This window comes from Streptomyces cinereospinus (assembly GCF_042430725.1).
Lineage (GTDB): Bacteria > Actinomycetota > Actinomycetes > Streptomycetales > Streptomycetaceae > Streptomyces > Streptomyces cinereospinus.
On sequence record NZ_JBHMCY010000068.1, the window covers coordinates 1 to 23332 of the forward strand.

Annotated in this window: 18 protein-coding genes and 1 pseudogene; 16 read left to right on the top strand and 3 right to left on the bottom strand. The window is 69.6% G+C overall.

Features of this window, described 5'->3' with window-relative positions; all coding sequences use genetic code 11:
* Positions 1-87: 87 nt before the first annotated feature.
* From ACFF45_RS27750 to ACFF45_RS27800, 11 genes and pseudogenes are all read left to right on the top strand, one after another.
* Positions 88-297 (top strand): annotated as a pseudogene (locus tag ACFF45_RS27750) (site-specific integrase); the annotation flags it as partial.
* Positions 298-300: 3 nt separating this feature from the next.
* Positions 301-1104: a hypothetical protein gene (locus tag ACFF45_RS27755; RefSeq protein ID WP_381349326.1), complete on the top strand. Its 804-nt coding sequence runs from the start codon at positions 301-303 to the stop codon at positions 1102-1104.
* A gap of 90 nt (positions 1105-1194) precedes the next feature.
* The gene (locus ACFF45_RS27760) at positions 1195-2658 is read left to right on the top strand and encodes a site-specific integrase (protein ID WP_381349327.1); all 1464 of its coding nucleotides are present in this window, start codon (positions 1195-1197) and stop codon (positions 2656-2658) included.
* On the top strand, positions 2658-4373 hold the full coding sequence (locus tag ACFF45_RS27765) for a hypothetical protein (RefSeq protein WP_381349328.1): 1716 nt from the start codon (positions 2658-2660) through the stop codon (positions 4371-4373). Before ACFF45_RS27760 ends, ACFF45_RS27765 begins: the two co-directional genes overlap by 1 nt.
* A complete protein-coding gene (locus tag ACFF45_RS27770) occupies positions 4370-6571 on the top strand; it encodes a site-specific integrase (RefSeq protein ID WP_381349329.1) in 2202 nt (733 codons plus the stop codon). The genes ACFF45_RS27765 and ACFF45_RS27770 overlap by 4 nt, the downstream gene beginning before the upstream one ends.
* Positions 6568-7029, top strand: a complete 462-nt coding sequence (locus ACFF45_RS27775) for a hypothetical protein (protein WP_381349330.1) — start codon at positions 6568-6570, stop codon at positions 7027-7029. Before ACFF45_RS27770 ends, ACFF45_RS27775 begins: the two co-directional genes overlap by 4 nt.
* A gap of 122 nt (positions 7030-7151) precedes the next feature.
* Positions 7152-7913: a metallophosphoesterase family protein gene (locus ACFF45_RS27780; protein WP_381349331.1), complete on the top strand. Its 762-nt coding sequence runs from the start codon at positions 7152-7154 to the stop codon at positions 7911-7913.
* 226 nt (positions 7914-8139) lie between these two features.
* Complete coding sequence (locus tag ACFF45_RS27785) at positions 8140-8412, top strand: hypothetical protein (protein ID WP_381349332.1); 273 nt, start codon at positions 8140-8142, stop codon at positions 8410-8412.
* A 101-nt stretch (positions 8413-8513) separates the two neighbouring features.
* Positions 8514-10148 (top strand): hypothetical protein, encoded by a 1635-nt coding sequence (locus tag ACFF45_RS27790; protein WP_381349333.1) that lies wholly within the window; start codon positions 8514-8516, stop codon positions 10146-10148.
* A 26-nt stretch (positions 10149-10174) separates the two neighbouring features.
* Positions 10175-12259 (top strand): integrase, encoded by a 2085-nt coding sequence (locus ACFF45_RS27795; RefSeq protein ID WP_381349334.1) that lies wholly within the window; start codon positions 10175-10177, stop codon positions 12257-12259.
* On the top strand, positions 12256-12669 hold the full coding sequence (locus ACFF45_RS27800; RefSeq protein ID WP_381349335.1) for a hypothetical protein: 414 nt from the start codon (positions 12256-12258) through the stop codon (positions 12667-12669). The genes ACFF45_RS27795 and ACFF45_RS27800 overlap by 4 nt, the downstream gene beginning before the upstream one ends.
* A gap of 121 nt (positions 12670-12790) precedes the next feature.
* Here the strand turns inward: ACFF45_RS27800 and ACFF45_RS27805 are convergent, their stop codons facing one another.
* Complete coding sequence (locus ACFF45_RS27805; protein ID WP_381349358.1) at positions 12791-13507, bottom strand: TetR/AcrR family transcriptional regulator C-terminal domain-containing protein; 717 nt, start codon at positions 13505-13507, stop codon at positions 12791-12793.
* A 181-nt stretch (positions 13508-13688) separates the two neighbouring features.
* On the opposite strand from ACFF45_RS27805, the gene ACFF45_RS27810 reads away from it, so the two are divergent.
* Entirely contained in the window at positions 13689-15293 is a 1605-nt protein-coding gene (locus ACFF45_RS27810; protein ID WP_381349359.1) for a CocE/NonD family hydrolase, read from the top strand.
* A gap of 259 nt (positions 15294-15552) precedes the next feature.
* On the opposite strand, the gene ACFF45_RS27815 is transcribed toward ACFF45_RS27810, so the two are convergent.
* On the bottom strand, positions 15553-16122 hold the full coding sequence (locus ACFF45_RS27815) for a winged helix-turn-helix domain-containing protein (protein WP_381349336.1): 570 nt from the start codon (positions 16120-16122) through the stop codon (positions 15553-15555).
* A 402-nt stretch (positions 16123-16524) separates the two neighbouring features.
* Complete coding sequence (locus ACFF45_RS27820; RefSeq protein WP_381349338.1) at positions 16525-17532, bottom strand: amino acid ABC transporter permease; 1008 nt, start codon at positions 17530-17532, stop codon at positions 16525-16527.
* Between the two features lie 711 nt (positions 17533-18243).
* On the opposite strand from ACFF45_RS27820, the gene ACFF45_RS27825 reads away from it, so the two are divergent.
* From ACFF45_RS27825 to ACFF45_RS27840, 4 genes are all read left to right on the top strand, one after another.
* The gene (locus ACFF45_RS27825) at positions 18244-19194 is read left to right on the top strand and encodes an ABC transporter substrate-binding protein (RefSeq protein ID WP_381349339.1); all 951 of its coding nucleotides are present in this window, start codon (positions 18244-18246) and stop codon (positions 19192-19194) included.
* Positions 19195-19472: 278 nt separating this feature from the next.
* Positions 19473-20681 (top strand): LLM class flavin-dependent oxidoreductase, encoded by a 1209-nt coding sequence (locus ACFF45_RS27830; protein WP_381349341.1) that lies wholly within the window; start codon positions 19473-19475, stop codon positions 20679-20681.
* Between the two features lie 21 nt (positions 20682-20702).
* Positions 20703-22076 carry an NtaA/DmoA family FMN-dependent monooxygenase gene (locus tag ACFF45_RS27835; RefSeq protein WP_381349343.1) on the top strand — a complete coding sequence of 458 codons (1374 nt, stop codon included), beginning with the start codon at positions 20703-20705 and terminating at the stop codon, positions 22074-22076.
* The gene (locus tag ACFF45_RS27840) at positions 22073-23155 is read left to right on the top strand and encodes an LLM class flavin-dependent oxidoreductase (RefSeq protein ID WP_381349344.1); all 1083 of its coding nucleotides are present in this window, start codon (positions 22073-22075) and stop codon (positions 23153-23155) included. The genes ACFF45_RS27835 and ACFF45_RS27840 overlap by 4 nt, the downstream gene beginning before the upstream one ends.
* Positions 23156-23332 lie beyond the last annotated feature (177 nt).

Genomic DNA, 23332 nt, shown 5'->3' on the forward strand with positions numbered 1-23332 from the left:
CGACGAGCCGTCGGCGAACCCGCTGGATAGATCACGAAACCGCACTGGAGTATTAGCCGGTATCTATGCCGGTCGTCGTTCGCCCGTCTGGCTCAGGAGACGAAACGGAACTACACGGACGACTACTGCCTGTTCTTCGATTTCCTGTGGCAGCGCGGGAAGACATGGGGCGACGCCACAGCAGACGATCTGTGGGACTTCGAGGACTGGCGAACCCGCTCGCTGCGCAATCCGCGTCGGGTGGGAGGGGCACGGTGGAACCGCGGGCTGGCCGCTCTGATCCGGCTGTACGAGTGGGCGGTGCAGCGCGATCATGTGCCGGTCAACCCGGTGATCATGCGATCGGTCCCCAGCAGGAGCGGCCAGCGTGTTCTGGTGCCGGCGGCCAGGGCGAGGAACGCGCGGACCAGCGAGATCCGTTGGCTGACGCCACGGGCATTTCGCCGCTGGGTGGAGTGCGGTCTGCGTGGGCATGGTGCCGACGGCGTGCCGTCGGCGGGGTGGGCGGGGCGGCTGGCCGACCGCAACGGCACCTTCGCTGATCTGCTGTTCTCCTCCGGGGTTCGGCTGACGGAGGGGGCTTCGTTGCTGACGTTGGAGGTCCCGCGCCTTCGGCTGGAAGGCGGTCGTTACTACGTGGGGCGGCTCGCTCGGGTGGTGACGAAGTCGAAGCGGGCGCGCACGTTCTATGCCTCCTCCGTGGTAGTCGGGGAGATCGAGGGGTACGTCGAGTCCTCGCGCGCCCGGGTGGTTCGGCGCGCGCAGGCCTTGGGCCGCTACGACGATCTGCCGATGAGGCTGGTGACCCGTGAGACCGGTCGGCACCGGCGTGTGCTGCATTGGTGCGACCGGGACGGTGAGATCGGGCAGACCCCGCTCGCGGAGGCAACGGTGGAGGAGCGGATGGGCTTCTTCATCGAGGGTCCGGCCGGTCCGGAGCCGCTGTGGCTGTGGCTGAACGAGGCCGGTCTGCCGTTCAAGCCGGCCTCGTGGGAGGGCGTTTTCCGGGCGGCGAACGAGCGCTGCGAGGCAGTGCTGGCGCCGGTGATGAGCGAGCCGCCGTTCTGCACGCCGCACATGTGCCGGCACATTGTCTCCGCTTAGTTTCCGTGTGGCGATTGGCTCCAACGGGGCTGGTGGCCTGGGCGTTTGGGCTTTGCGCTGAGCCGTGTGGTGTTTCTACTGTCGGCGCTCATGATCCTGAGTTTCTTCTCGTCCCGGGGCTGGGAGTCCTGGGATGTCGAGCATCGGCCGTTGATCCCTGAGGGGATGCCCGTGCTCGTCGACGACGACCTGTGCTTCGAGGACGGCCCGGCCGCGCCGCGCCCGGTGGCGGTGGTGAACCGGTGGTTGCGTGAGCTCCCGGCCAGTGGGGCGCCGGCTCCGAGCTCGTGGGAGAACTACGCGCGGGTGGTCAAGGAGTGGATGGAGTTCCTGGCCGTGCACGGGGTGGGGCTGTTCGACTCGCGGGTACGGCTGAAGGCCGCGTTGAGCCGGTACGCCGAGCACCGGGCGGCGGGCCCGCTGAAGGCCCGGTTCGCGGCGACGACCTGGGGTCAGCACATGAGCATCCTGTCGCTGTTCTACCGGTGGGCGATCGCCGAGGGGTACGCGACGGCCGAGCCGTTCACCTACCGCGCCGCGCGGGCGCTGTTCGCGGGCACCGGCCGGGAGGTGAAGGTGAACCTGGCGGTCCGCCGCACCCCGAAGCCGCACGTGACGATCAAGTACCTGGAGCCCGACTTCACCGAACTGTTCCGCAACGGACTGCGCGGACTGGCACCCGACGGCTCCCAGGACACCGGATTCCACGGCCGGGAGATGACCCGCAACGCGGCCGTCGGGGACCTCGCGCTGGCCACCGGACTGCGACTGCAGGAGTTCACCTACCTGCTGCCCTGGGAAATCCCCCCGCTGCCGCCCGAGCCGACCGTGGTGCCGATCCCGTTCCCGGTGCCGGCCGGGATCACCAAGGGAAAGAAGTTCCGCACCACCTGGGTCTCCTACGAGGCCCTCGCCACGGTGCACGACTACGTGGAGCTGGACCGGGCCGCCACCGCGGAGAGCACACGGTGGCGGCCGCCGCGACGGTGGGGTGAGCCGTTGATGGTGACCGAGCCTGACGCGAGGGGCGGGCTGATCAACGGCATCCGGCGGCCCTGGGCATCGCTGACCCCGGCAGAACGCCGTCGGCTGGTCGCGCCGGAGGGCGGTTCGTGCCTGCTGGCAGTGAAGAACGGCGGCGGCCCGTTCACCGCGTGGGCGACGGTCTTCGAGCGGACCTCCGACCGGATCCGCGCCCGCTTCGAACCGCGGTTCCCGCACGTCTGGCCCCACCGATGTCGCCACACCTTCTCGATGAGGACTCTGGAATACCTGGTCACCGGGCACTACCGGCAGGCCGCGAAGCTCGTGCGGGACACCGATGCCGACGCCGCCCTGGTCTTCTACCTCAGCAAGGCCGACCCACTGCTGGTGCTCCGCGACCTGCTCGGCCATACCACCGTCCTCACCACGGAAAAGTATCTCCGGCGCCTGGACACCACCCGCATCTTCCGAGAGGCATACGAGGGGGCGGGCGCCGCGGCCGGACTGACCGACGACGCGGGCGCCGACCGGGAAGCCGCCGCCGAGTTCGCCGAGGACGGGGCTTTCTGATGCCGACTATACTGATCGACCAGCCCCTGGGAATCACCTGCGTGTTCAGCGACGGAAGCCGTGCGACGTTCTCGCTGGACGGCTTGCCGAACCCGTTGCTGGCCCGGCAGTTGGCCACCGGCCTGGTGGATCTCATCCACCCGCACGGCACCGCGGATTCCGCCGGCACGGTCAACCATTACGCCCAGGCGATCCGGGGCATGGTGCGGATCCTGGCCGCGCAGGGCTTCACCGGTGGCCTCGACCAGCTCAGACGGGGCAGGCTGGCCGAGTACCTGATGGGATGCTCGGGCGGCCGGGAGGCGTGCACCCGCGCAATGGTCGAGGCGTTCGGCCGGGCCGACGGCTCGCTGGCGGACGGCGTGCTGGAGCTCGCGGCCGGACGGAACTTCAACGTTCAGCCGAACCACCACGCCCTGCCTCCCTACTCGGAGACCGAGTGGCAGCGGCTGGGCGACCTCTGCCGACGGCTCGTCGAGGAGTCGTACACGGCCCACCGACAGGCCCTGACCGCCGTCGCTCATGGACAGCATCCCGCCGACGGCGGATGGATTCCCCAGAACCTTCGCTGGCTGCTGGCCACCATCGGACCGGTGAACATCTCCGAGTTCGGCCGCAACGTCGGCATCTCGGCCGCTTTGGTTCACCGCCGCGGCGGCTTCCACGACGCGACGCAGGCCCTGTTCCCACATCTGAACGTACTCATCGCCTACCGGCTGTTGTTCGGCATCTACTCCGGCATCGTGCCGGACGGCATCGAGGACCTGGTCACGCAGGACGTCGACTGGGCCGGGGACTCCACGATCCTGCTCTCCTACGTCAAGGGCCGCACCGCGGCCGAGAGCCTGAACCTGCCGCGCAGGGCCGTGCGCCTGCTGGAGCAGTGGCTGGCCCACTCCACGCTGCTGCGGAGCTTCGTTCCGCCGGACGAGGGCCGCAAACTGTGGCTGGGCCTGAGCCGGGCCGGCGGTGACCGCCGAGTGAGACAGTTCGACCGTGTCGCCATCCAGCGGTGGGTGAAGCGGCACCAGCTGGCCGGGGACGACGGGCAGCCCCTTAAGATCCACCGATCCCGGATCCGCACCACGCACGAGGCGATGCGGGACAAGACCACATGGACCGGCAGCGGCCGGGCCACCATCGACCCCAACCACACCCCCGCCGTCGAAGGCGACCACTACCTGACGGCCACGACCCCCGCCCAGCACCGCGCGGTCGAGACAGTGATCGAAGACGCCCAGCACGACCTGCTCCGCAGGTCGCACCCGCCGACGGTGATCACCGAGGAAGAGGTCGCCGCACTCGCCGAGGGCTACCCGCTGCTGGTGGCGGACCTCGCACTGGACGACGACGTGATCGCCGAACTCGTCGGCGGGCAACGGGACGTGTTCACCGCCGCCTGCGGCGATCAGCTATCCGGACTGCACGGCCCGAAGGGCAAGCCCTGTCCGGCCCGCCCCTGGGTCTGCCTGCTGTGTCCCCTGGCGGTGTTCGCACCACGGCATGCTGTCAACCTGCTGCGGCTGAAGGCGTTCTTCTCCCGGCAGTGGCAGCAAATGCCCGCCGCCCACTTCATGGCGGTCTTCGGCCCCTACGCCGCCCGCGTCCAGCAGGTCCTGGACCGCTTCGATCCGGCCGTGGTCACCGCGGCCGCCGCCCACGTCACCGACCGGGACGACGAACTTCCCCTGCGGCCCGAGGAGATGACCGCATGAGCACCGCTCTCGCTCCCGCCTTCGATGGACGCTCTGCCGTCTTCACCGGCGCCGATATCTGCGCCGAAGCGGGTCTGACGCTGCCCGGCGATGCCGCTCGCACGGTGTTCGAGGACGACGTCTGGGACTTCACCCACGTCGTCGGGCTGCCGACCCAGCTGAGCCCGTCGCTGAGGCGCTTCGACTTCACCCTGATCACGGGCTCGCGTTGGCGACTGGTGGCCAAGGAACTGGTCCTGGCGATGCTCGCACCCCGCCACCAGACGGTCGCCCCGTTGCCCCGAGCCTTCCGCAACCCGCTCCATGTCACCAGTTGTCGCGGTCGTCTCGACGAACTCGTCCGCTTCTTCAGCTGGCTGAGCGACCGGGCGATCAGCAGCCTGCAGCAGATCACCACCCGGGACTGCGAGGCATACCTGGCTCACCGCCGCTACGTGCTCGACGAGGACGGAGCCGTGATCGGCGAGAACAGCCACGCGACCCGGAGGGCGGCCGCTCAGGTCGTCGTCGATCTGGTGAACTACCGCGACCTGTTCACCGCCGACCGCGTTTCCGCCGAGCTGAGGCCCTGGGGCGGTGCCACCGCCTCCGCCGTCGCCGAGATGCCCTGCGGCCGGGAGGAGAACAAGACCCAACCGGTCGCGGACGAGATCATGCAGCCGATGCTCGCGGCCGCCCTCTACCTGGTGTCCGCACTGGGCCCGCACGCCGTCGATCTGGCACACAAGATCCGCGACTCCGACCTTCACTCGGTACGGCGAGCCCAAGGACTCCGCCGCGTCGGCCCCAAGAACCGTGTCCCGGTCCGGGAACTCAGCGAAATCCTCGCCGAGTACACGCGAACGTGCACAGCCCTGCCCATGCTGGAGGATCATTACATCGCGAAACGCCTCGAACAGGGCTGGGCCGAGGACGATCCCCTCCTCCCGGTGGCCATGGGCGCCCTCGCCCGCCGGGCCGGGCTGAGTCAGTTCTGCCATCCATGGCTGTCCACCATGCGGCCGGCGCTGGAAGACGCCCTGGCCCAGGTCGGCGTCGAGAGACCGTTCGGCCGCGAAGCCGAACTGGTCCCCGCGGCCGACGGAACACCGTCAACGCCCTGGACCCTACCGCTGTCCCGGCTCCAAGCCGTCGCCGTGGTCGGCATCGTCCGTACTGCCGCGATCATCACCGCTGCCGCCATCTCAGGCATGCGCGCGAGTGAGCTGATGGAATTGCGCATCGGCTGCCGGCGACCGCCCGAAGAGTCCGTCGTGGGCCTGTCCCGCTACCGGATCGCAAGCAAGATCGTCAAAGGGCAGCCGCTGGGCGGCACCGACGACGAGTGGGTCGTCATCGAGCCGGTCTATCGGGCGATCGAGCTCCTTGAGCAACTGCACGATGTCTCGGCAGAAGGCGCCTTGCTGATCGGCCGGTTCTCCTTCAACGTCCGCTTCAAGTGGTTCAAGAACTGGGTCAACTCCGCGGCCGGGAAGCGACTTGGCCTGGCGCCGATCCCCGAGGGACCGGTCAACCTGCGGATGCTGCGGCGGACGTTGTCGCTGGAGATGGCCTACCGGCCTGGCGGCGTCCTGGCCACCAAGATCCACATGAAACATATCGCCGTGGCCACAACAGAGGGCTATGCCTCGCGTCCTGGCGGGGCGCAGGCCGAACTTCTGGCCGAGGTCAACAAGCACGAGAGCGAACGCAACCTCCAGCTGGTCCTGGCGGAGTTCCGAAACTACCAGCAGGGTGTCCTGCCCGCCGGCCCTGGCGCCCGCAGCCTCACGGAGTTCTTCGCCGGCATCGACGCCCGGGTCGATACGTCCTCGACCGCAGCACCGAGAGTCCAGCGCAACGGCCGTGACGTCCTCAACCTGCTGACCAAGCGCGCCAAGACGTTGCACCTCGGACCGGCGAACTACTGCTGGTTCACCGATCCCTCCCGGGCGCTCTGCCTCAAACTCGCTGGCACCCCCACCGCGGACCGGCCGCTGATCGGGATGTGTGACTCGGCCCGCTGCCCGCAGGCCACCCACCACCCCTGCCACCGCCCCGTCTGGGCCGAGCACGCCGAACGCACCGAAACGTTCATCGGGCAGCTCGGCGCGACGCGCAAGACCGAACGCACCCGGCTCCAAGCCGACCACGACCGGGCCCTCCGCGTCGTCGCCGAAATCGACGCCGCCAGCACGATGAACGAGGCATCCGCATGAGAATCTCCGCAGCCCAGCGGGCCGAGAACGAGAACCGCATCCGAGCCGCCATGGACCGCCTCCTCCGCGGAGAGATCCCGCCCGGCGGAAAGTGCGACATCAAGACCCTCGCCCGCGAAGCGGGCGTCGACCGCACCGCGTTCTACGGCACCCGTCCCTACGCTCACCTCCGCGTCGAGTTCGAACGACGGGTCCAGACACTGCAAGACGCCGGCGAAATCCCAGATCCCCGCGAGGCCCAGATCGCCCGGCTCAAGGCAGAGAACAGCAAGCTCCGGGACCGGCTGGCCCAGTCGGAGCAGACGATCGAAGAACTGACCGACTTCCGCGCCCAGGCCCTGGCCCAGCTCGCCGCCCAGCATGAAGAGATCGTCCGGCTTCGCGAGTCTGCCGCCGGGGCAAGCCGAGTGAGCCGCCTGCCCGCTCCGCGAACCACGGTGATCGGCAGCTGCAGTTGAAGGGGAGGACCCGGAAGAAGTACGCGCCCCAAGACCGCACGCGCTGAAGCAGTCACTCTCTTGAACTACGCGTCCGGCGAACGATCCCGCCTCCAAGCGAACCTCATCCCACAGTGGTGACCATGCTGAACCGAGTAGCCGTCCTGTCCGACATCCACGGAGTCCTGCCCGCCCTGGAGGCCGTGCTCGCCGAACCAGAAGTAAGCGCCGCCGATCGCATCGTGCTGACCGGCGACATCACCGCCGGCCCGCAGCCGACCCAGGTCCTCGACCTGCTGGTCAGTCTCGGCGACCGCATCGTCTGGATCAGCGGCAACGCCGACCGTGAACTCCTCGAATACCGCTGCGGTCAACGCGACTCGATCCCCGATCCGATTGCTCCCTGGGCCGCCGAACAGCTACGCGAAGACCACCTCGACCTACTCGGCCAGCTGCCCCGATCGCTCTCTCTGCCAGTGCGCGGCCTGGGAAAGGTGCTGTTTTGCCATGCCACCCCTCGTGACGATGAGGAGGTCGTCCTGGTGGACTCACGCCTTGACCGCTGGCGAGAGGTTTTCAGCGAGCTCGACGACGATGTCCGCACGGTGGTCTGCGGTCATACGCACATGCCGTTCGTCCGCCTCGCTCACGGCCGACTCGTGATCAACCCTGGCAGTATCGGCATGCCCTATGGGCGGGCGGGAGCCCACTGGGCACTTCTGGGCCCCGGCGTCGAACTGCGATCGACCACCTTCGACACCGAGGCTGCCATCACCCAGGTCACGCAGAACTCCTCCTACCCCGAGATCGCCGAGTGGGCCGACTACTTCCTTCATGCTCGGGCAACCGACGCAGACGCTCTCGAAGCCTTCGCGCCGCGGGACGGGCGCAGTGATGCACCGTGACATCGCACGCCACCATCCTCTTGAACCACCCACCAAAGGGTGTGATCTGCATCGCACCCATGGACGTGGAATGCAACACAGTCGACGGACTGCGTCACGAAAGCAACCACATCCACACACATGGTCAATCGCTACACGGGGTCATCCGCACACGGCCTCTGCGGACACAAGTCATGGCTTCGCGTTGTTGATGCTCGTGGTGCTCAACCACGTCATGGACCGGCGTATGGGTCTGACGCCGGAGGAGCGAAGGGACTTCCGCCTGCTGTACGGCGATCCCTGGCGGATGGTGCAGGACCTCCTCGGTCACTCCCAGATGGAGACCACGAAAGCGGTGTACCTCGCCCCGGTCGCGGATCTGCAGCTGCGGTCGCTGCTGGCTGACTTCGTGCCCGCGGACGGGCCGGTGTCGGAGCAGGAGCTGGCGGGGCTGTTCGCACGGCTGGCCCTGGAGAGCGAAGGCATCCAGGACCTGGACGATCAGTTTGAGGCCCGTTGAGCCGCCGCGGCAGGGCTGCTGCCTTGCCCGACGCTCCGCATCAGCGTCCGGCAGTCCTTGAGAAGGAGGGCCTGGTCGTGCAACACCGGGACGCTCAGGGCATGATGCGCAGCTACGACTTCGGTGTGCTGCCGGTTCCGGAGGCGTTTCAGCGGTCTTTGGCCGCTCTGTACGCGGCCAAATGCGCCCCGGGCGGAGGCTGGGACAGCGTCGAGACCAGCGAGGCCCATTGGTACCTCGTGCGGCCCTTCACCGAGTTCCTCGCCAGCCTGGACGACGTGGCGCCGGACGTGGACCGGCTGACGACGGCGCACTGGAATGCGTGGCGGCTGAGCCTGCCGCCAAGACCGAACGGCTACAGCAAGTACGCATCGGTCGCCGGCCTGCTCCAACTGGATCCGCGGCTCGCGCAGCCTGTGCGGGAGGCGATGGCCAAGCGGTTCGCATGGGAGACGGGTCGTGTCCAGGCCTATGGGCCCGAGGAGTTCAAGGAAATCCGGATCGCGGCCCGGCGGACGTTCCGCTCGGCGCTGCTGCGGATCCGGGAGAACACCGACCGGCTCACGGCCTGGCGTGCGGGCGCGACTGAGCCAAGCAGCCGGGAGTGGCTGGTCGGGGAGGCTCTGGACGTGCTGGCGCGCACCGGCGATGTACCGCTGTACGAGTGGCGGCGCGTCGTGCGCCGTCGCTACCGTCCGGCGCTGGGCGGCGGCTCGGCGGAACACACCTGGAAGCGGCTCTTCCTCAGCCGTAAGGAAACAGCTGCACTGGCGGTGCTCATCGCCTCCGAACTCGGGCTGAACTCCACCACGATCTCTGAGCTGTCGATGCCCAAGACGCTGCCCGGCACGGCGGAGGCGGGTATGCCGGTCTACCGGCTGCGGCTGGAGAAACGGCGCCGTGCAGGTCACCGTGGCCGCTTCGAGAGCCGTAACCTCACCGACTCCGGGGCCGACTCCTCCGGACGGATCATCAGCGAAGCCTTGGAGGCCACCTCGCACGCCCGGGCCACGTTGGCGCTGCTCGGTGCGGACACCGAGCGGCTGCTGGCCTGGCACCAGACCACCGAGCACGAGGGCCAGGCCTACCTCAAGGCCGTCCGAGCCGGCCAGTTCGGGTTCGGCGTGGACGAACACTCCGGCCGCGACTGGGCACGGTCGGTCGGGCTGTCCGGTTCTCCGCTCAAGCGGATCCGCAAGACGGTGAACGTGCTGCACCGGCGCGAGCCCGGGCAGAACACCCAGGACACGCACGACAGCGTCTACGTGCTGCCGGAGCCGCAAGTCCAGCAGGCGGCGGTGCCGGTGATTGCCGAGGGGGCCCTGGACGCGGTGGCTGCTGCTCATCGCACCGTGTTCAGCGCCCGTCTGACGGAGCGGTCCAAGGCGGGGGAGCTGGAGACGGCGACAGCAGATTGCGCCGACTACGAGCACGGCCCGTTCAGCCCGCCGGGCCAGACATGCGCCGCCTCGTTCCTGCTGTGCACGGCCTGCCCCAACGCCAGGGTCACGCCCACCCATCACCCTCGTCTGGCACACCTGCACCAGGCGCTGGGCAACCTGCGCGGCGTCGTGGAACCGGTCGTCTGGGACGCGGACTGGGCCGATGCCCACGCCCGGCTCGCCGATCTTCGCGACCGCCTCGGGGAGGCGGTCTGGAATGCCGCGCTCGCATCGGTCAGCGATACCGACCGCGATGTCATCGATCAACTTCTTCACGGAGTCTACGACTTGTGACCGCTCTGCCTTCCGAACTGCCGGCAATGCCCGGATGGAGAACCCCGGTCATCGCACCGTCCCTGATCCTGGCGCCCGGCCCCGTCCCGATCTCGATCTACGGCGACGACGTCTGGTCTCTCGCACCGTTGATCGCCAACCCCAGCGCGTCGCGGGTGGGCGTGGACTGGTCTAAGTTTCCGGACGCCTTCCGGGAAGAGATGCGTCTCGCGGCTTGGACGATGATCAATACGGCGCTGCCGGAAAGCGTCCTGGTCGGTCACCCTGCCTGGCACTCCCGCCTGGGACCGCACGGGATCTACGACACCGTGCGCCGGTGGCAGCGCTTCGCCCGCTGGGTCACGGCGCAGGGGATATCCGGCCTCGGTGCCTGCACGACCGAGATCTTCACCGCGTACGCCGGTCACCTGGCCCGCCGGTCAAGTGCCAACCGCAACGATGGCACGAAGGAGCTGGCCGCTCTGACCCGCCTGTGGGCGTTCGACGCCGCGAGCGCCCGTCCGGCCGGCCTGGTGATGCCTCCCTGGCACCGGTACGGCGTCGACGACTACCTCCCGGCCGCGCCTGCCCCCGGTCCCGGGGAGAACAGCCGGGAGCCGATCGCTCCGGCCACCATGGGGCCGTTGCTGGTCTGGGCGCTGCGCGTGGTCGACGACTTCGCCGACGACATTCTGTCCGCCTGGGCGGAGACGCAGCGCCTGACCGAGCAGGCCGAACAGGCCGTTGGTACATGGGAGACCATGGCGCGGCTGAGGATCTACCTGGATCAGCTCGTGGAGCGTGGTGACCCCGTACCCACCCGATGGCACAAGGGCGAGCACCAGATCAGCATGACCTACATGGCCGCGCTGGTCGGCTGCTCCCCGAAGCAGATCAACAGCCATCTGCGGACCGAGCTGCGGGAGGGCTTTCGCGACTACGCCCAGCGCCGCCCCGGCCCCTGCCCGCTCTCCACGCCGATCACCGGGCGGGTCGCCGGACAGCCGTGGACCGAATCGATCGACTTCACCGAGGTCCCACAGCTCATGCGGCATCTGAGTGTCGCCTGCTTCATCGTCCTGGCGTACCTGACTGGCATGCGGCCCGGTGAGGTGATGGGCCTGGAGAGCGGCTGTTGTCCCGAACCGTCATCGCCAGGACGGCACCTGATCTATGGCCGGGTGTTCAAGGGGGTCCACGACCAGGACGGCAACCACTACTCCGCCGGGCAGGTGCGGGAGGTCCCCTGGGTCGCCATTCCACCGGTGGTTACCGCGATCCGCGTGCTGGAACGCATCGCCCCGGACGGGCTCCTCTTCGACAGCGCCGTCCACGCGATCCCGCGCGGTCGCATCTCCACAAGCCGGGTCGTCGGCTTCGAGGCGATGCGCAACCGGATCGAGGACTTCATCGAATGGGCCTCCGGCCTCGCGGTGGGCCTGGATCGTCCCCATGAAGTCATCCCAGAGGATCCCTTCGGGGCACTCGGCGTGGCGCGCTTCCGCCGGTCGCTGGCCTGGCACATCGCGCGCAGACCGGGCGGGCTGGTGGCCCTGGCCATCCAGTACGGGCACATGCGCACCGCCATGAGTGCCGGCTACGCCGCCCGCGGCCGCGGCGGCATCCACGAGCTGCTCGACGTCGAAACCGCCCGGGCTACCGCCGACACCCTCACCACCCTCCACGACGACCTCGCCGCCGGAACCGGGATTTCAGGGCCGGCCGCCCGGCGGGCGATCCACGCCGCGGCCCAGGCCCCCACCTTCGCTGGATCCATCCGCACGCACCGCCAGGTCCGGGACATCCTGGGCAACCCGGCCCTGACCGTCTACGACAACCCGCACTCGTTCCTGATGTGCGTCTACAACCGCGACCGTGCCTTGTGCCACCGCCTCGATGGCACCGACGCCCCGAGCCTCGACCGCTGCCAGCCGTCGTGTGCGAACATCGCGCGCACCGACCGCCACGCCGACGAACTCGTGCATCATGCGAAGAGGTTGGAGAAGCAGGCCGCGTCGGAGGCTGTGCCCGGCCCGCTCGCCGACCGGCTCTCCCGGCGTGCCGACCATCTCCGGGGTCTGGCCGACCGCCACAGCAACGCTCGCATTCACTCCCAGGAGCCGACCGCATGAGCCCCGTCGCAGACGAGCGCGACCGCATCCGTGCCGCGATGGACCGCATCCTGCGCGGCACACCCGAGCGCTCCAACGGCGCCCTGACGATCGTCTCCCTCGCCGTCGAAGCCGATGTCCCGCGCAACGCCCTCACCCAGCGGCACACCGATCTGAAGAACGAGTTCTACGACAAGGTCCGCGCCCGCGGCGGCACCCCGGACAGCGAACAGCGCCTGCGCAAGCAGATCCGTCGCCTCAAGGAACTACGGGCTGCCGACGCTAAGGAGATCACCCAGCTCAAGGCCGATGTCGAGGCACTGGTGGGCGCCCTGCACCAGGCCACGATGGAGAGCAGTCACTTGCGCCAGCAGTTCGCCGACCATCCTGTGATCCGTACGCTGCCCACGCAGGCCCCACTCGACAGGTAGTTGATCAACCGCCTGAAACAGAGCTGGCGGCAGCCTTTGTCGCGACCTGGGCGCCTGGAGAGGGCGACGGTCTGTTCCTCGAAGGCGCCGCAGGCGGGGCGGCAGTCATAGGTGCACGGCATCAGTCAGTATCGAGGCCGTCGATCAGGCGGTTGAGGAAACGGGTGAAGGTGGCGTCGGGGGTGAGAGGGCGTCCGGGGGCGGAAAGGGCTTCGGCGAGTTCCGGATGGCAGCCGTCGGCGGCGACAGCGGCGAGATAGCGGCCCTCGGCTGCGGCCCGGTCCGGTGATCTTGAGACTGCGGCCTGCGCGATCTCATGGGCAACGTACCCGGCCACGAATGCGGTGATCTGGGCGAAGACCTCTAGCTTCGCCGCACCGTCCAGCCCGGTGGGCCGCAGGACGGCGAGCACGTGTTCCAGGAAGGCCAGGGTGTTGGGGCCCGGAACGCGACGGGTGGACAAGGCGGCGGGCAGCCAGGGGTGACGCAGCATGTGAGCGCGCTGCAGTCGGGCCACGGTCTTCAGATCGGCACGCCAGTCGCCGCTGGGTGGGTCCGTGACCGTGAGTTCGCCGCTGACGTGGTCGACCATCAGTTCCAGCAGCGTCTCCTTGTCAGGGGCGTAGCTGTAGAGCGACATGACGCCCGCTCCGACCTCGGCGGCTACCCGCCGCATGGTGACCGCGTCGAGTCCTTCCGCGTCCGCCAGGGCGACGGCCGCCGCGGTGATCACCTCCCGGCTGAAGGAGGGCCTGCGACCCCTGCGAGGCTCGGTGGGACGCAGCCAGAGCTGTTCGGGACCGACGCTCTCTGCACCGGACTTTCCGTCACCGGACACGGCCTCGCACCCCTTCCCCTGGTTGTCGAGGCGGCTCTTGCCAAGGTCATCCAAGCATCCTCTATTCTCGTACATCGTACGAGAATAGAGGAGGGGAACGATGCCATCACGCACGCCCGACGCCGTAGCCAGACCAGCCTGGGTGCCACCCGCCGGAAAGCCGCCGCTTTCCTCGCGGATGATGAGGGCGACCTGGCGAGGTCTGCCGGCGAAACGGCATGAGGCCGGTTGGGAGCCGGGACTGTTGGTGCCGGCCGCCGACGGCAGCCCGTTGATCACTGACCACTACTTTCCGCGTGCCCAGGGCGACTTCCCCACGCTCCTGGTCCGCTCGCCCTATGGCCGGGGCCTGCCGTGGTCACCCCAGTACGGCCTGCTCTTCGCCGAACAGGGCTTCCACGTGGTCCTGCAGAGCTGCCGCGGCACCGGAGGTTCGGGCGGCATGTTCGATCTGTGGCGCAACGAGGCCGCCGACGGCCGGGCCACGGTGGCCTGGCTGCGCGAGCAGCCCTGGTTCAACGGAACACTGGGGACCGTCGGCCCCAGTTACCTGGGCTACGTGCAATGGGCCCTCGCTCTGGACCCACCGCCGGAACTGAAGGCGATGGTGGTGCAGGTGGGGCTGCACGATCCCTACGCCCTGTTCTACGCGGACGGTGCGCTTCGCCTGGAGAACGCCCTCGCCGTGGGCGTGGGCATGAACTACCAGCACCAGGGCATGGCACCGTTCCTCAAGGCGACGCTGCGCCTACAGCGCCGCCTGCGCGACATCACCACCGCGCAGCCCCTGCGTGGCGCGTACGTGTCGGCCTTCGGCAGCGAACTGCCTTGGCTGGACGACGTGATGACACACCCGGACGCCAAGGACGCCTACTGGCACGGCGCGTCGTTGGCGGAGTCGGCGGAGCGGCTCCGCGTGCCCACGGCGCTGATCACCGGATGGCACGACGCACTGGCCGACCAGACCTTCGAGCAGTACGACCGGCTGCGCCGGGCCGGGTGTGAGGCCGCCCTGCTCGTCGGTCCCTGGACCCACACCTCCGCCCTGCAGCAGGGATGGCCCGAGGTGTTCGCCGAGAGCCTCGCGTGGCTGCGCACCCACCTGTACGCCGATCCCTCCGGCCTGCGTCCCACCGCGGTGCGCGTGCACATCGGCGGCGAAAACGCCTGGCGGGATCTCGACGACTGGCCGCCAGCTGCGGCTGCCACCTCGTGGTACCCCATCCCCGGCGGGCATCTCACCCAGCAGGCCCCCGCAGACTCCTCACCCGTGGCGGCGTTCCGCTACGACCCGGCCGACCCCACCCCCTCCCTCGGCGGCCCGCTGCTCTCCCGCACCGCCGGTCCCCGGAACAACGCCACCCTGGAGGCCCGAGACGACGTCCTGACATTCACCGGCCCACCACTGACCGAGCCCATGGACATCCTGGGCCCGGTCTCCGCACGGCTGAGCATCTCCACGGACACCGGACACGCCGATGCCTTCACCCGCCTGTGCGACGTGGACCCGCAAGGCCGCTCCGTCAACATCTGTGACGGGTTCAGCCGACTCCGGACGGCTGAACAGGCGCCCTCACAGGTCACCGTGCCGATGAGCTCCATCGCCCACCGCTTCCCCGTCGGCCATCGCATACGCTGGCAGATCAGCGCAGGCGCCCACCCACGCTACGCCCGCAATCCCGGCACCAGTGAGTCGCCGGTAGACGCCATCACCTTCACGCCGGTGCGCATCACGCTCCACGCGGACTCGGCATTGGTACTTCCCAGCAGCCCTGGGCTCGCGTAGTTCGTCAGTCCTCCGGGGAAGGGTCGACGAGCCGGGCCGTCCGGCCCGGCTCGTCTCCTCCACGCCCTTTTCGCGATCCAGGTCAACCAAGTCAGGATTTCATAGCAGCCACCCGTGGGCCGCGATTCACTTCGACACGCTGAACTTGACAGAGAACTCGCGGGCCGCTTGCAGCCGGTGCGCGTGGCCGGGCCCGGTCCGGTCGGTCGTCGAGGCGGGGCGGGGCGGCGCGGAGGCCAGGCCCGTGGGAGTGATCTCCTCAAGGACGCTCGCGGAGCGCGGCGTCGGGGCTCTCCTGGCGGTCGGGCACGTACTTGTAGCCCACGCGCCGAACGGTGACGATGCGGTGCCGGTGGGCCTTGCCCAGCTTGCGGCGCAGGCGGGCGATGTGGACATCCACGGTGCGGCCGTCGCCGATGTGGTCGTAGCCCCAGACGCGGGCCACCAGCCGATCACGCGTCTGCACGTGGTGGGGGTGCTGAACGAGATGCGCCAGCAGCTCGAACTCCAGGTAGGTGAGGTCGAGTTCGTGTCCGTCGACCTCGGCGGCACGCCGCGCCGGATCGATGCGGACGACATCGTCCGCCGTCCGCCGGACAGGGGTCGAGCCTGTGGCGGCGACCGGCCGGATCTCGGGCCGTGGCCGGTCCTTGACGAACAGCTCGGCGGGATCGGTGCCCTCGGGGACGAGCACGAGGTAGCCGACGAGTGGCGCGTCGGTGTGTCCCTGGGTGTCTCTGTGAGCGGTGTCGCCCACCAGGCGAAGACGGGGGGTGTCGGAGAGGGGCGGATCGTGTGGGGTGGCCTGGGCCGGAAGCGCCGTGGTCATGGCAGTTGTCCCTCAGAAGTGTGTCGGGTCGTCAGGCGCACGGGGTGATGCCGCCGATCGCCTGGGAAGGGGGGCGGGAGCGGAGCGACACGGGCGCGAAGGCGCGCGTCGCGTGCCTCACGCGCGGCAGCAGGCGGCGCTGACGACGTGACCAAAGTCGACATGCCGACGACGAACGAGTCGTTGCTGCTTGGGGGACATGGTCGTCATCCTGGTCACCCCGGCGGACGCAGTCAAGGTATTCCTAGTAATTCCATAGGAAATATAGGGAAAGTCTCACACTCTGAGAGGCCGGCCGTCCACCGGAGTCCGGGCGCGTCGGCGGCGATGCGCTCCAGCAGACCCGTGGCGCGCGGCCCCCGCGCCGACGACGACCAGAACGGCCGGGTAGGGGGGCGGTGCTCACCGGCCACCGCCGATCGCCGGGCGGGCGTCGGCGGCCGTCGCCGCGCTCAGTCGCCGGCGCAGGGCCCTCGGACGGCCGCGCAGCCGTTGCAGCGGGGTCGGCGGCAGGGCGCGGGAGTTGCCGCGGGCGTAGTACCGCTCGACGTAGAACTGGCCCGTGCTGAGCACCGTGGTGACCGCGATGTACCAGAGGGTGGCGACCATCAGCAGCGGAATGACCTGGTAGGTCTGGTTGTAGATCAGCTGCACCGAGTACAGCAGGTCGTGCACGGCCAGCACGCTGACGATGCTGGTGCCCTTCAGGGTGCCGATCAGCATGTTCCCGGCCGTCGGCACGATCGAGCGCATCGCCTGCGGGACGACGATCCGGCGCAGGGTGCGGCGTCTGCTCAGACCGAGTGCCTGAGCCGCCTCGGTCTGTCCGGAGTCCACCGAGAGGATGCCGCCGCGGACGACCTCCGCGGCGTAGGCGCTCTCGTGCAACGTCAGGCCGATGACGGCGGTCAGGGTGGGGCCGAGCAGGTTGACGGTCTCGACGGTGAGGAACTGCGGGCCGAACGGGAGGCCGAGGCCCAGCGTCGGATACAGGGCGCCGATGTTGAACCAGAACAGCAGTTGCACCAACAGCGGCGTCGACCGGAAGATCCACACAAAGCCCCAGCTCATCGTGCGCAGCACCGGGTTGGCGGAGAGCCGCATCACGGCGAGCACCGTGCCGAGCAGGAAGCCGAGCACCATCACCACAGCCGTCAGCCACAGGGAGAGCAGCAGTCCGTCGAGCACGGCGGCGCTGGTGAAGTACCGGCCCACCACGCTCCACTGGAAGGCGTCGTTGCGGACGACCGAGTTGAGCACCATCGCGAACAGCAGCAGCGCGACGACAGCGGTCAGCCACCGGCCGACGTGCCGGCGCGGCACGATCCGCGGCACGTCGGGGCCAGGGGTGCGAGCCTGTTTCGGGGGCTTCGGCGCAGGGGCGGGCGTGACTTCGGAAGGCATGACCATCGAGGGGCTCTCCGGGGGAGGGGATCGCAGGCGTGGGTGACCACCCGGTGGCACTCGCAGGGAGCGCAACGGCACAGACGCTGCGTGCGTACGGTGCGTCCGGGGCTCGGCGTCGTCACATGCGCCGCGTCCCTCAACGCGGCCGGGACGGCTGCCGCGCCGGGCGGCGCCGATCCGCCGTCGATCGTAAGTGCCCAGGGCATCGACGTGTCAACAGCGAGCTGGACGACGCCGGTCCAGGTGGTCCGGCATCCGGGCGCTGCTTGACGGGCGCCACGATGTACTGCTCAATTGGTCGCATGAATGCCCAGCAGCGCTTGGTCTCGCGCGATCACATCGACTTCGGTCGGGTGTGGTCCGCCGCGTGTTGCGCCTGACTCGGCAGCGGGCCGTCTGACCGGCCCTTCCCTCCCTCGGTGACCCCGTCGCGGGCCGAGTCAATTCCTGACGTGCGCTGCCGCAGCTTCGCTTCTCCCGACGCCCGACGTCGTCACGACCGCACCGACCCGTCCGCCTGACGGTTCGTGTGCTCATGTCCGCACCCGATTCCGCCATGCCCGAGTGCCGTCGCACCCCCGGAAAGGCCATGCCCCATGCCCGTGGCGGTCCGCGGGACCGCCGCCACCCGCGACGGCTCCGCATCCACCCCGCGCTCCGGCGCCGTGTTCGAGCACCTCGACGTCCAGTCGCGCACAGGAAAGGCCCCGACCTTTGAACCTCCCCGGCCTCAGAGCCCGCCTGCGCCGCACCGCCGCCCTCACGCCACTGCTGACACTGACCGCGTGTGGCTCCGGCGACACCTCCGGCACCACACCGGCGGTCGCTCAGGACTCTCCCGCGCCGACCGACGACCCGGTCGCCGCCGTGCGCAAGGCGGACTCCGCCGCCGCCCTGCTTCCCGCCGACATCCGCGAGGCGGGCACGCTCCGGGTCGGCAGCTCGATCGGATTCCCGCCCGGGGCGTACTACCCGAACGGCACCGACCAGGCGCCCGCGGGCCAGGACATCGACCTCGCCGACGCGGTGGCCAAGGTCCTCGGCGTGAAGCTGGAGCGGCAGGACGCCTCCTTCGAGACGATCCTGCCCGCCCTCGGCAGCGGCAAGTACGACTTCGGCACCGGCAACTTCGGGGTCACGAGCGATCGCCTGAGGACCATCGACTTCGTCACCTACATCAACGACGGCCAGGGCTTCGCGGTCAAGAGGGGCAACACCGAGCTCACCTCGAAGGTCACCGATCTCACCCAGCTGTGCGGGCTGACCATCGGCACCGGCGCCGGCACCACCTTCGAGGCGACCCTCACCGCGCAGCAGGGCGTGTGCGCCAAGGCCGGCAAGGAGCCGTACGACGTGAAGGTCTACTCGGAGAACGCGGCGACCCTCACCGCGCTCCAGCAGGGCCGTATCGACGTGATCATGTCGACCATCAACGGCCTGCGCTACCAGGCGGACCAGCCCGCCTCCCAGACCACCTTCCTCGGCGAGTTCCACCGCCTCGACGTCGGCTTCGCCTTCAAGAAGGGCTCACCGCTCACCCGGGCCTTCCAGGCCGCCGTCAACGAGCTGATCAAGGACGGCACCTACGCCCGGATCCTCGAGAAGTGGGGCACGTCCGCCTCCGCGATCGACACGTCGCGGATCAACCCGCCCGAACACACGTGAGAGTCGAGCAGGACCACCACGATGGCACGGCAGGACGGGCTGGCCGCCCGGGCTGTGCACGGCGAGACGTGCCAGGCGCCGCAGCGCCTGACCCCGGCGACGCGGGGTCGGACGTGATGCACCTGTGCCGCGCCGTCCACCCGCACTCCCGGCCCCGCACAGATCTCCAGCGCGTGGCCGGCGCGCTCTGTTGTTCCTGACCCGTTCCTCCACCGCCGTGCCCACCCCTCGGTGAGGGCCGGCGTTCTCGTCACGGACTTCCAGGAAGGCACCCACTCGTGTCCCCAACACCTCCCCCCGGCCTGCACCTTGCCGTCGCCCTGGACGGCACCGGCTGGCACCCCGCCTCCTGGCGTGAGCCGGAGGCCCGTCCCCGGGACCTGTTCACCGCCGGATACTGGACCGACCTGGTCGCCGAGGCCGAGCGCGGACTGCTCGACTTCGTGACCTTCGAGGACGGCCTCGGCCCGCAGTCCTCCCACTTCCTGGACCCGGACGAGCGCAGCGACCAGGTGCGCGGCCGTCTCGACGCCGTCCTCATCGCCTCCCGCGTCGCACCGCTGACCCGGCACATAGGTCTGGTGCCGACGGTGGTGACCACCCACACGGAGCCGTTCCACCTCTCCAAGGCGATCGCCACCCTCGACTACGTCAGCGCCGGCCGCGCCGGCCTGCGCGCGCAGATCACCGCCCGCCCGAACGAGGCCGCGCACTTAGGCCGCCGGACCATCCCGCGCATCGAGGCCTACGACAGCCCGGCCGCCCGGGACGTGGTGACCGGCCTCTTCGACGAGGCCGCCGACTACGTCGAGGTGGCGCGCCGCCTCTGGGACAGCTGGGAGGACGACGCCGAGATCCGGGACGCCGCCACCGGCCGCTTCATCGACCGGGACAAACTGCACTACATCGACTTCGAGGGCCGGCATTTCAGCGTCAAAGGGCCCTCCATCACGCCCCGGCCGCCCCAGGGCCAGCCCATCGTCAGCGCCCTCGCGCACGACACCATCCCGTACCGGCTCGTGGCCCGTGCCGCCGACATCGGCTACGTCACCCCGCACGACGCGGACGAGGCCCTCGCGATCGTCGCCCGGATCCGTGCCGAGCAGAAGGCGGTGGGGCGAGACGCCGAACCCCTCCATGTCTTCGGCGACCTGGTCGTCTTCCTCGACGACGACCGGACCGCCGCGGCGGCCCGCCGGGAACGGCTCGACGCGCTCGCGGGACAGCCGTACACGAGTGACGCCCACATCTTCGTCGGCACGCCCTCCGGACTCGCCGATCGGCTGCAGGAACTGCACGGCGCCGGGCTGACCGGCTTCCGGCTGCGCCCCGCCGTAGCGGGCCACGACCTTCCGGCGATCACCCGGGGCCTGGTCCCCGAGCTGCAGCGCCGGGGTGTCTTCCGCCGCGCCTACGAGGCCGACACCCTGCGCGGCCTGCTGGGCCTGGCCCGCCCCGCCAACCGCTACGCCGCCGCGACCGCCTGAGCCGGAGGGACCACCACGACCATGAGCAAGCCGCTGAAGCAGATCCATCTGGCCGCCCACTTCCCCGGCGTCAACAACACCACCGTCTGGAGCGACCCGAACGCCGGCAGCCACATCGAGTTCAGCTCCTTCGTCCACTTCGCGCGGACCGCCGAACGCGCCAAGTTCGACTTCCTCTTCCTCGCCGAGGGCCTCAGGCTCCGCGAGCAGGGCGGAAGGATCCACGACTTGGACGTCGTCGGCCGCCCCGACACCTTCACCGTCCTGGCCGCGCTCGCCGCCGTCACCGAGCACCTGGGCCTGACCGGCACCATCAACTCCACCTTCAACGAGCCCTACGAGGTGGCGCGCCAGTTCGCCAGCCTCGACCACCTCTCCGGCGGGCGCTCCGCCTGGAACGTCGTCACCTCCTGGGACGCCTTCACCGGCGAGAACTTCCGCCGCGGCGGTTTCCTGCCGCAGCAGGAGCGCTACTCCCGCGCCAAGGAGTTCCTGGCCACGGCGAACGAGCTCTTCGACTCCTGGCACGGCGACGAGATCCTCGCCGACCAGGAGACCGGCGTCTTCCTGCGGGACGCCAAGGCCGGAGCCTTCGTCCACACCGGGCAGCACTTCGACATCCACGGCCGGTTCAATGTCCCGCGCTCCCCGCAGGGCCGCCCGGTGATCTTCCAGGCCGGCGACTCCGAGGAGGGCCGCGAGTTCGCCGCCTCCTCCGCCGACGCGATCTTCAGCCGGCACGCCACCCTCGAAGCGGGCCAGGCCTTCTACACCGACGTCAAGAAGCGCCTCGCCAGGTACCGCCGTCGCCCCGGCCACCTGCTGATCCTGCCCGCCGCCACCTTCACGCTCGCCGACACCGACGCCGAGGCGGAGGAGCTGGCCAAGGTGGTGCGCCGGCAGCAGGTCAGCGGGGCCACCGCCATCAAACACCTGGAGTTCGTCTGGAACCGGGACCTGTCGGCGTACGACCCGGACGGGCCGCTCCCCGAGATCGACCCGGACCTCGGCGACGACCACATATCCCAGGGCCGCGCTCAGGTCCGCATGTACCGCGACCCGCTGGCCACCGCTCGCGAGTGGCGCGAACTGGCCGCCGCGAACAACTGGTCCATCCGCGACCTGGTCATCGAGACGGGCAGCCGGCAGAACTTCGTCGGTTCACCGGAGACGATCGCCCGCACCATCAACGAGCTCGTGCAGGCCGACGCCAGTGACGGCTTCATCCTCGTCCCGCACATCACCCCGACCGGCCTCGACGCGTTCGCCGACCAGGTCGTCCCGCTCCTGCAGGAACAGGGCGTGTTCCGCACGGAGTACGAGGGGCCGACCCTGCGCCACCAGCTCGGCCTGGCCCACCCCGACGACGTCCGCGACGAACGGGCGGCGTCATGAAGTTCCTCGCCATCACCCTGATCGCGCACCGGCCGGACCCGGTCACCGGGGTGCACAAGCCGACCCATGACCGCTTCCGCGAGGTCCTCGACAACGCCCTGCTCGCCGAGGAGCTCGGCTTCGACGGCTTCGGCGTGGGGGAGCGGCACGAGCGGCCCTTCATCTCCTCGTCGCCGACCGTCGTCCTCAGCCACATCGCGGCACTGACCCGACGCATCCGGCTGTTCACCGCCGTGGCCACGCTCAGCCTCCTGGACCCGGTGCGCGCCTACGAGGACTACGCCACCCTCGACCACCTCTCCGAGGGCCGGCTGGAGCTGATCATCGGCAAGGGCAACGGCGCCGCCCAGCGCGAGCTGTTCCACGTCACACCCGAGGACCAGTGGGACCGCAACGCCGAGAGCTACGAGGTGTTCCGGCAGATCTGGCGGCAGGACAAGGTGACCGCCAGGACCCGGTTCCGGCCGGAGCTGAAGGACGCCGAGGTGTGGCCGAGGCCGTACCAGCAGCCCGTCCGGGTCTGGCACGGCAGCGCGACCAGCAAGGAGTCGGTGGACCTGGCCGCCCGCTACGGCGATCCGCTGTTCTCGGCGAACGTCACCCACCCCATCGAGCCGTACGCCGAGTTGATCAGGTACTACCGCGAGCGCTGGGCCTTCCACGGCCACGACCCGGCGAAGATCGCTGTCGGCGCCGGCACGGCCGGGCTCCTCGTGACCCGCACCTCCCAGGAGGCCCTCACGGTGTACCGGCCGGTCTTCGAGTCGACGCTGGCGTTCCAGAAGCAGTTCGGCCTGCCGGTGGTCTTCGAGACCCTGGAGGACTTCGTCGAGCGCAGTTCCGCCCTGATCGGCAGCCCGCAGCAGATCATCGAGAAGGTACACCGCTACCACGAGCGCTTCGGGCACACGGTGCTCCACCTGCACGCGGACGCGAGCGGGTTGACGGACGGCCGGCACCGCGCCTCCCTCGAGCTGTTCCAGTCCGCGGTCGCCCCCGTACTACGGCAGGACATCCCGGACCCGCCTTTCACCTGGGGGCCGGCACTGCCCGTCACCGAGGAGTCCGCCCGGGCCTGACCTCGCCCCGGCACCCCCGGCCTGGCGCCGATACCGCCGGTCGGCGGTCGGTGAGGCGGATGATCAGCCGTCCGATCTCGGCGGAGCCTAGGCGCTCGCCGCTCATGCCCGCCGCCCCCTGCCGTGCACATCCGCGGGGACGGCGAGTCACCTGATCAGTGCGGAGCTTATCCGCGG

Excerpts from the sequence above, each read along its gene's own strand:
- ACFF45_RS27760 (WP_381349327.1), top strand. The coding sequence starts at position 1,195 with ATGATCCTGAGTTTCTTCTCGTCCCGGGGCTGGGAGTCCTGGGATGTC.
- ACFF45_RS27765 (WP_381349328.1), top strand. The coding sequence starts at position 2,658 with ATGCCGACTATACTGATCGACCAGCCCCTGGGAATCACCTGCGTGTTC.
- ACFF45_RS27770 (WP_381349329.1), top strand. The coding sequence starts at position 4,370 with ATGAGCACCGCTCTCGCTCCCGCCTTCGATGGACGCTCTGCCGTCTTC.
- ACFF45_RS27775 (WP_381349330.1), top strand. The coding sequence starts at position 6,568 with ATGAGAATCTCCGCAGCCCAGCGGGCCGAGAACGAGAACCGCATCCGA.
- ACFF45_RS27780 (WP_381349331.1), top strand. The coding sequence starts at position 7,152 with ATGCTGAACCGAGTAGCCGTCCTGTCCGACATCCACGGAGTCCTGCCC.
- ACFF45_RS27785 (WP_381349332.1), top strand. The coding sequence starts at position 8,140 with ATGGGTCTGACGCCGGAGGAGCGAAGGGACTTCCGCCTGCTGTACGGC.
- ACFF45_RS27790 (WP_381349333.1), top strand. The coding sequence starts at position 8,514 with ATGATGCGCAGCTACGACTTCGGTGTGCTGCCGGTTCCGGAGGCGTTT.
- ACFF45_RS27795 (WP_381349334.1), top strand. The coding sequence starts at position 10,175 with ATGCCCGGATGGAGAACCCCGGTCATCGCACCGTCCCTGATCCTGGCG.
- ACFF45_RS27800 (WP_381349335.1), top strand. The coding sequence starts at position 12,256 with ATGAGCCCCGTCGCAGACGAGCGCGACCGCATCCGTGCCGCGATGGAC.
- ACFF45_RS27810 (WP_381349359.1), top strand. The coding sequence starts at position 13,689 with ATGAGGGCGACCTGGCGAGGTCTGCCGGCGAAACGGCATGAGGCCGGT.
- ACFF45_RS27815 (WP_381349336.1), bottom strand. The coding sequence starts at position 16,122 with ATGACCACGGCGCTTCCGGCCCAGGCCACCCCACACGATCCGCCCCTC.
- ACFF45_RS27820 (WP_381349338.1), bottom strand. The coding sequence starts at position 17,532 with ATGGTCATGCCTTCCGAAGTCACGCCCGCCCCTGCGCCGAAGCCCCCG.
- ACFF45_RS27835 (WP_381349343.1), top strand. The coding sequence starts at position 20,703 with ATGAGCAAGCCGCTGAAGCAGATCCATCTGGCCGCCCACTTCCCCGGC.
- ACFF45_RS27840 (WP_381349344.1), top strand. The coding sequence starts at position 22,073 with ATGAAGTTCCTCGCCATCACCCTGATCGCGCACCGGCCGGACCCGGTC.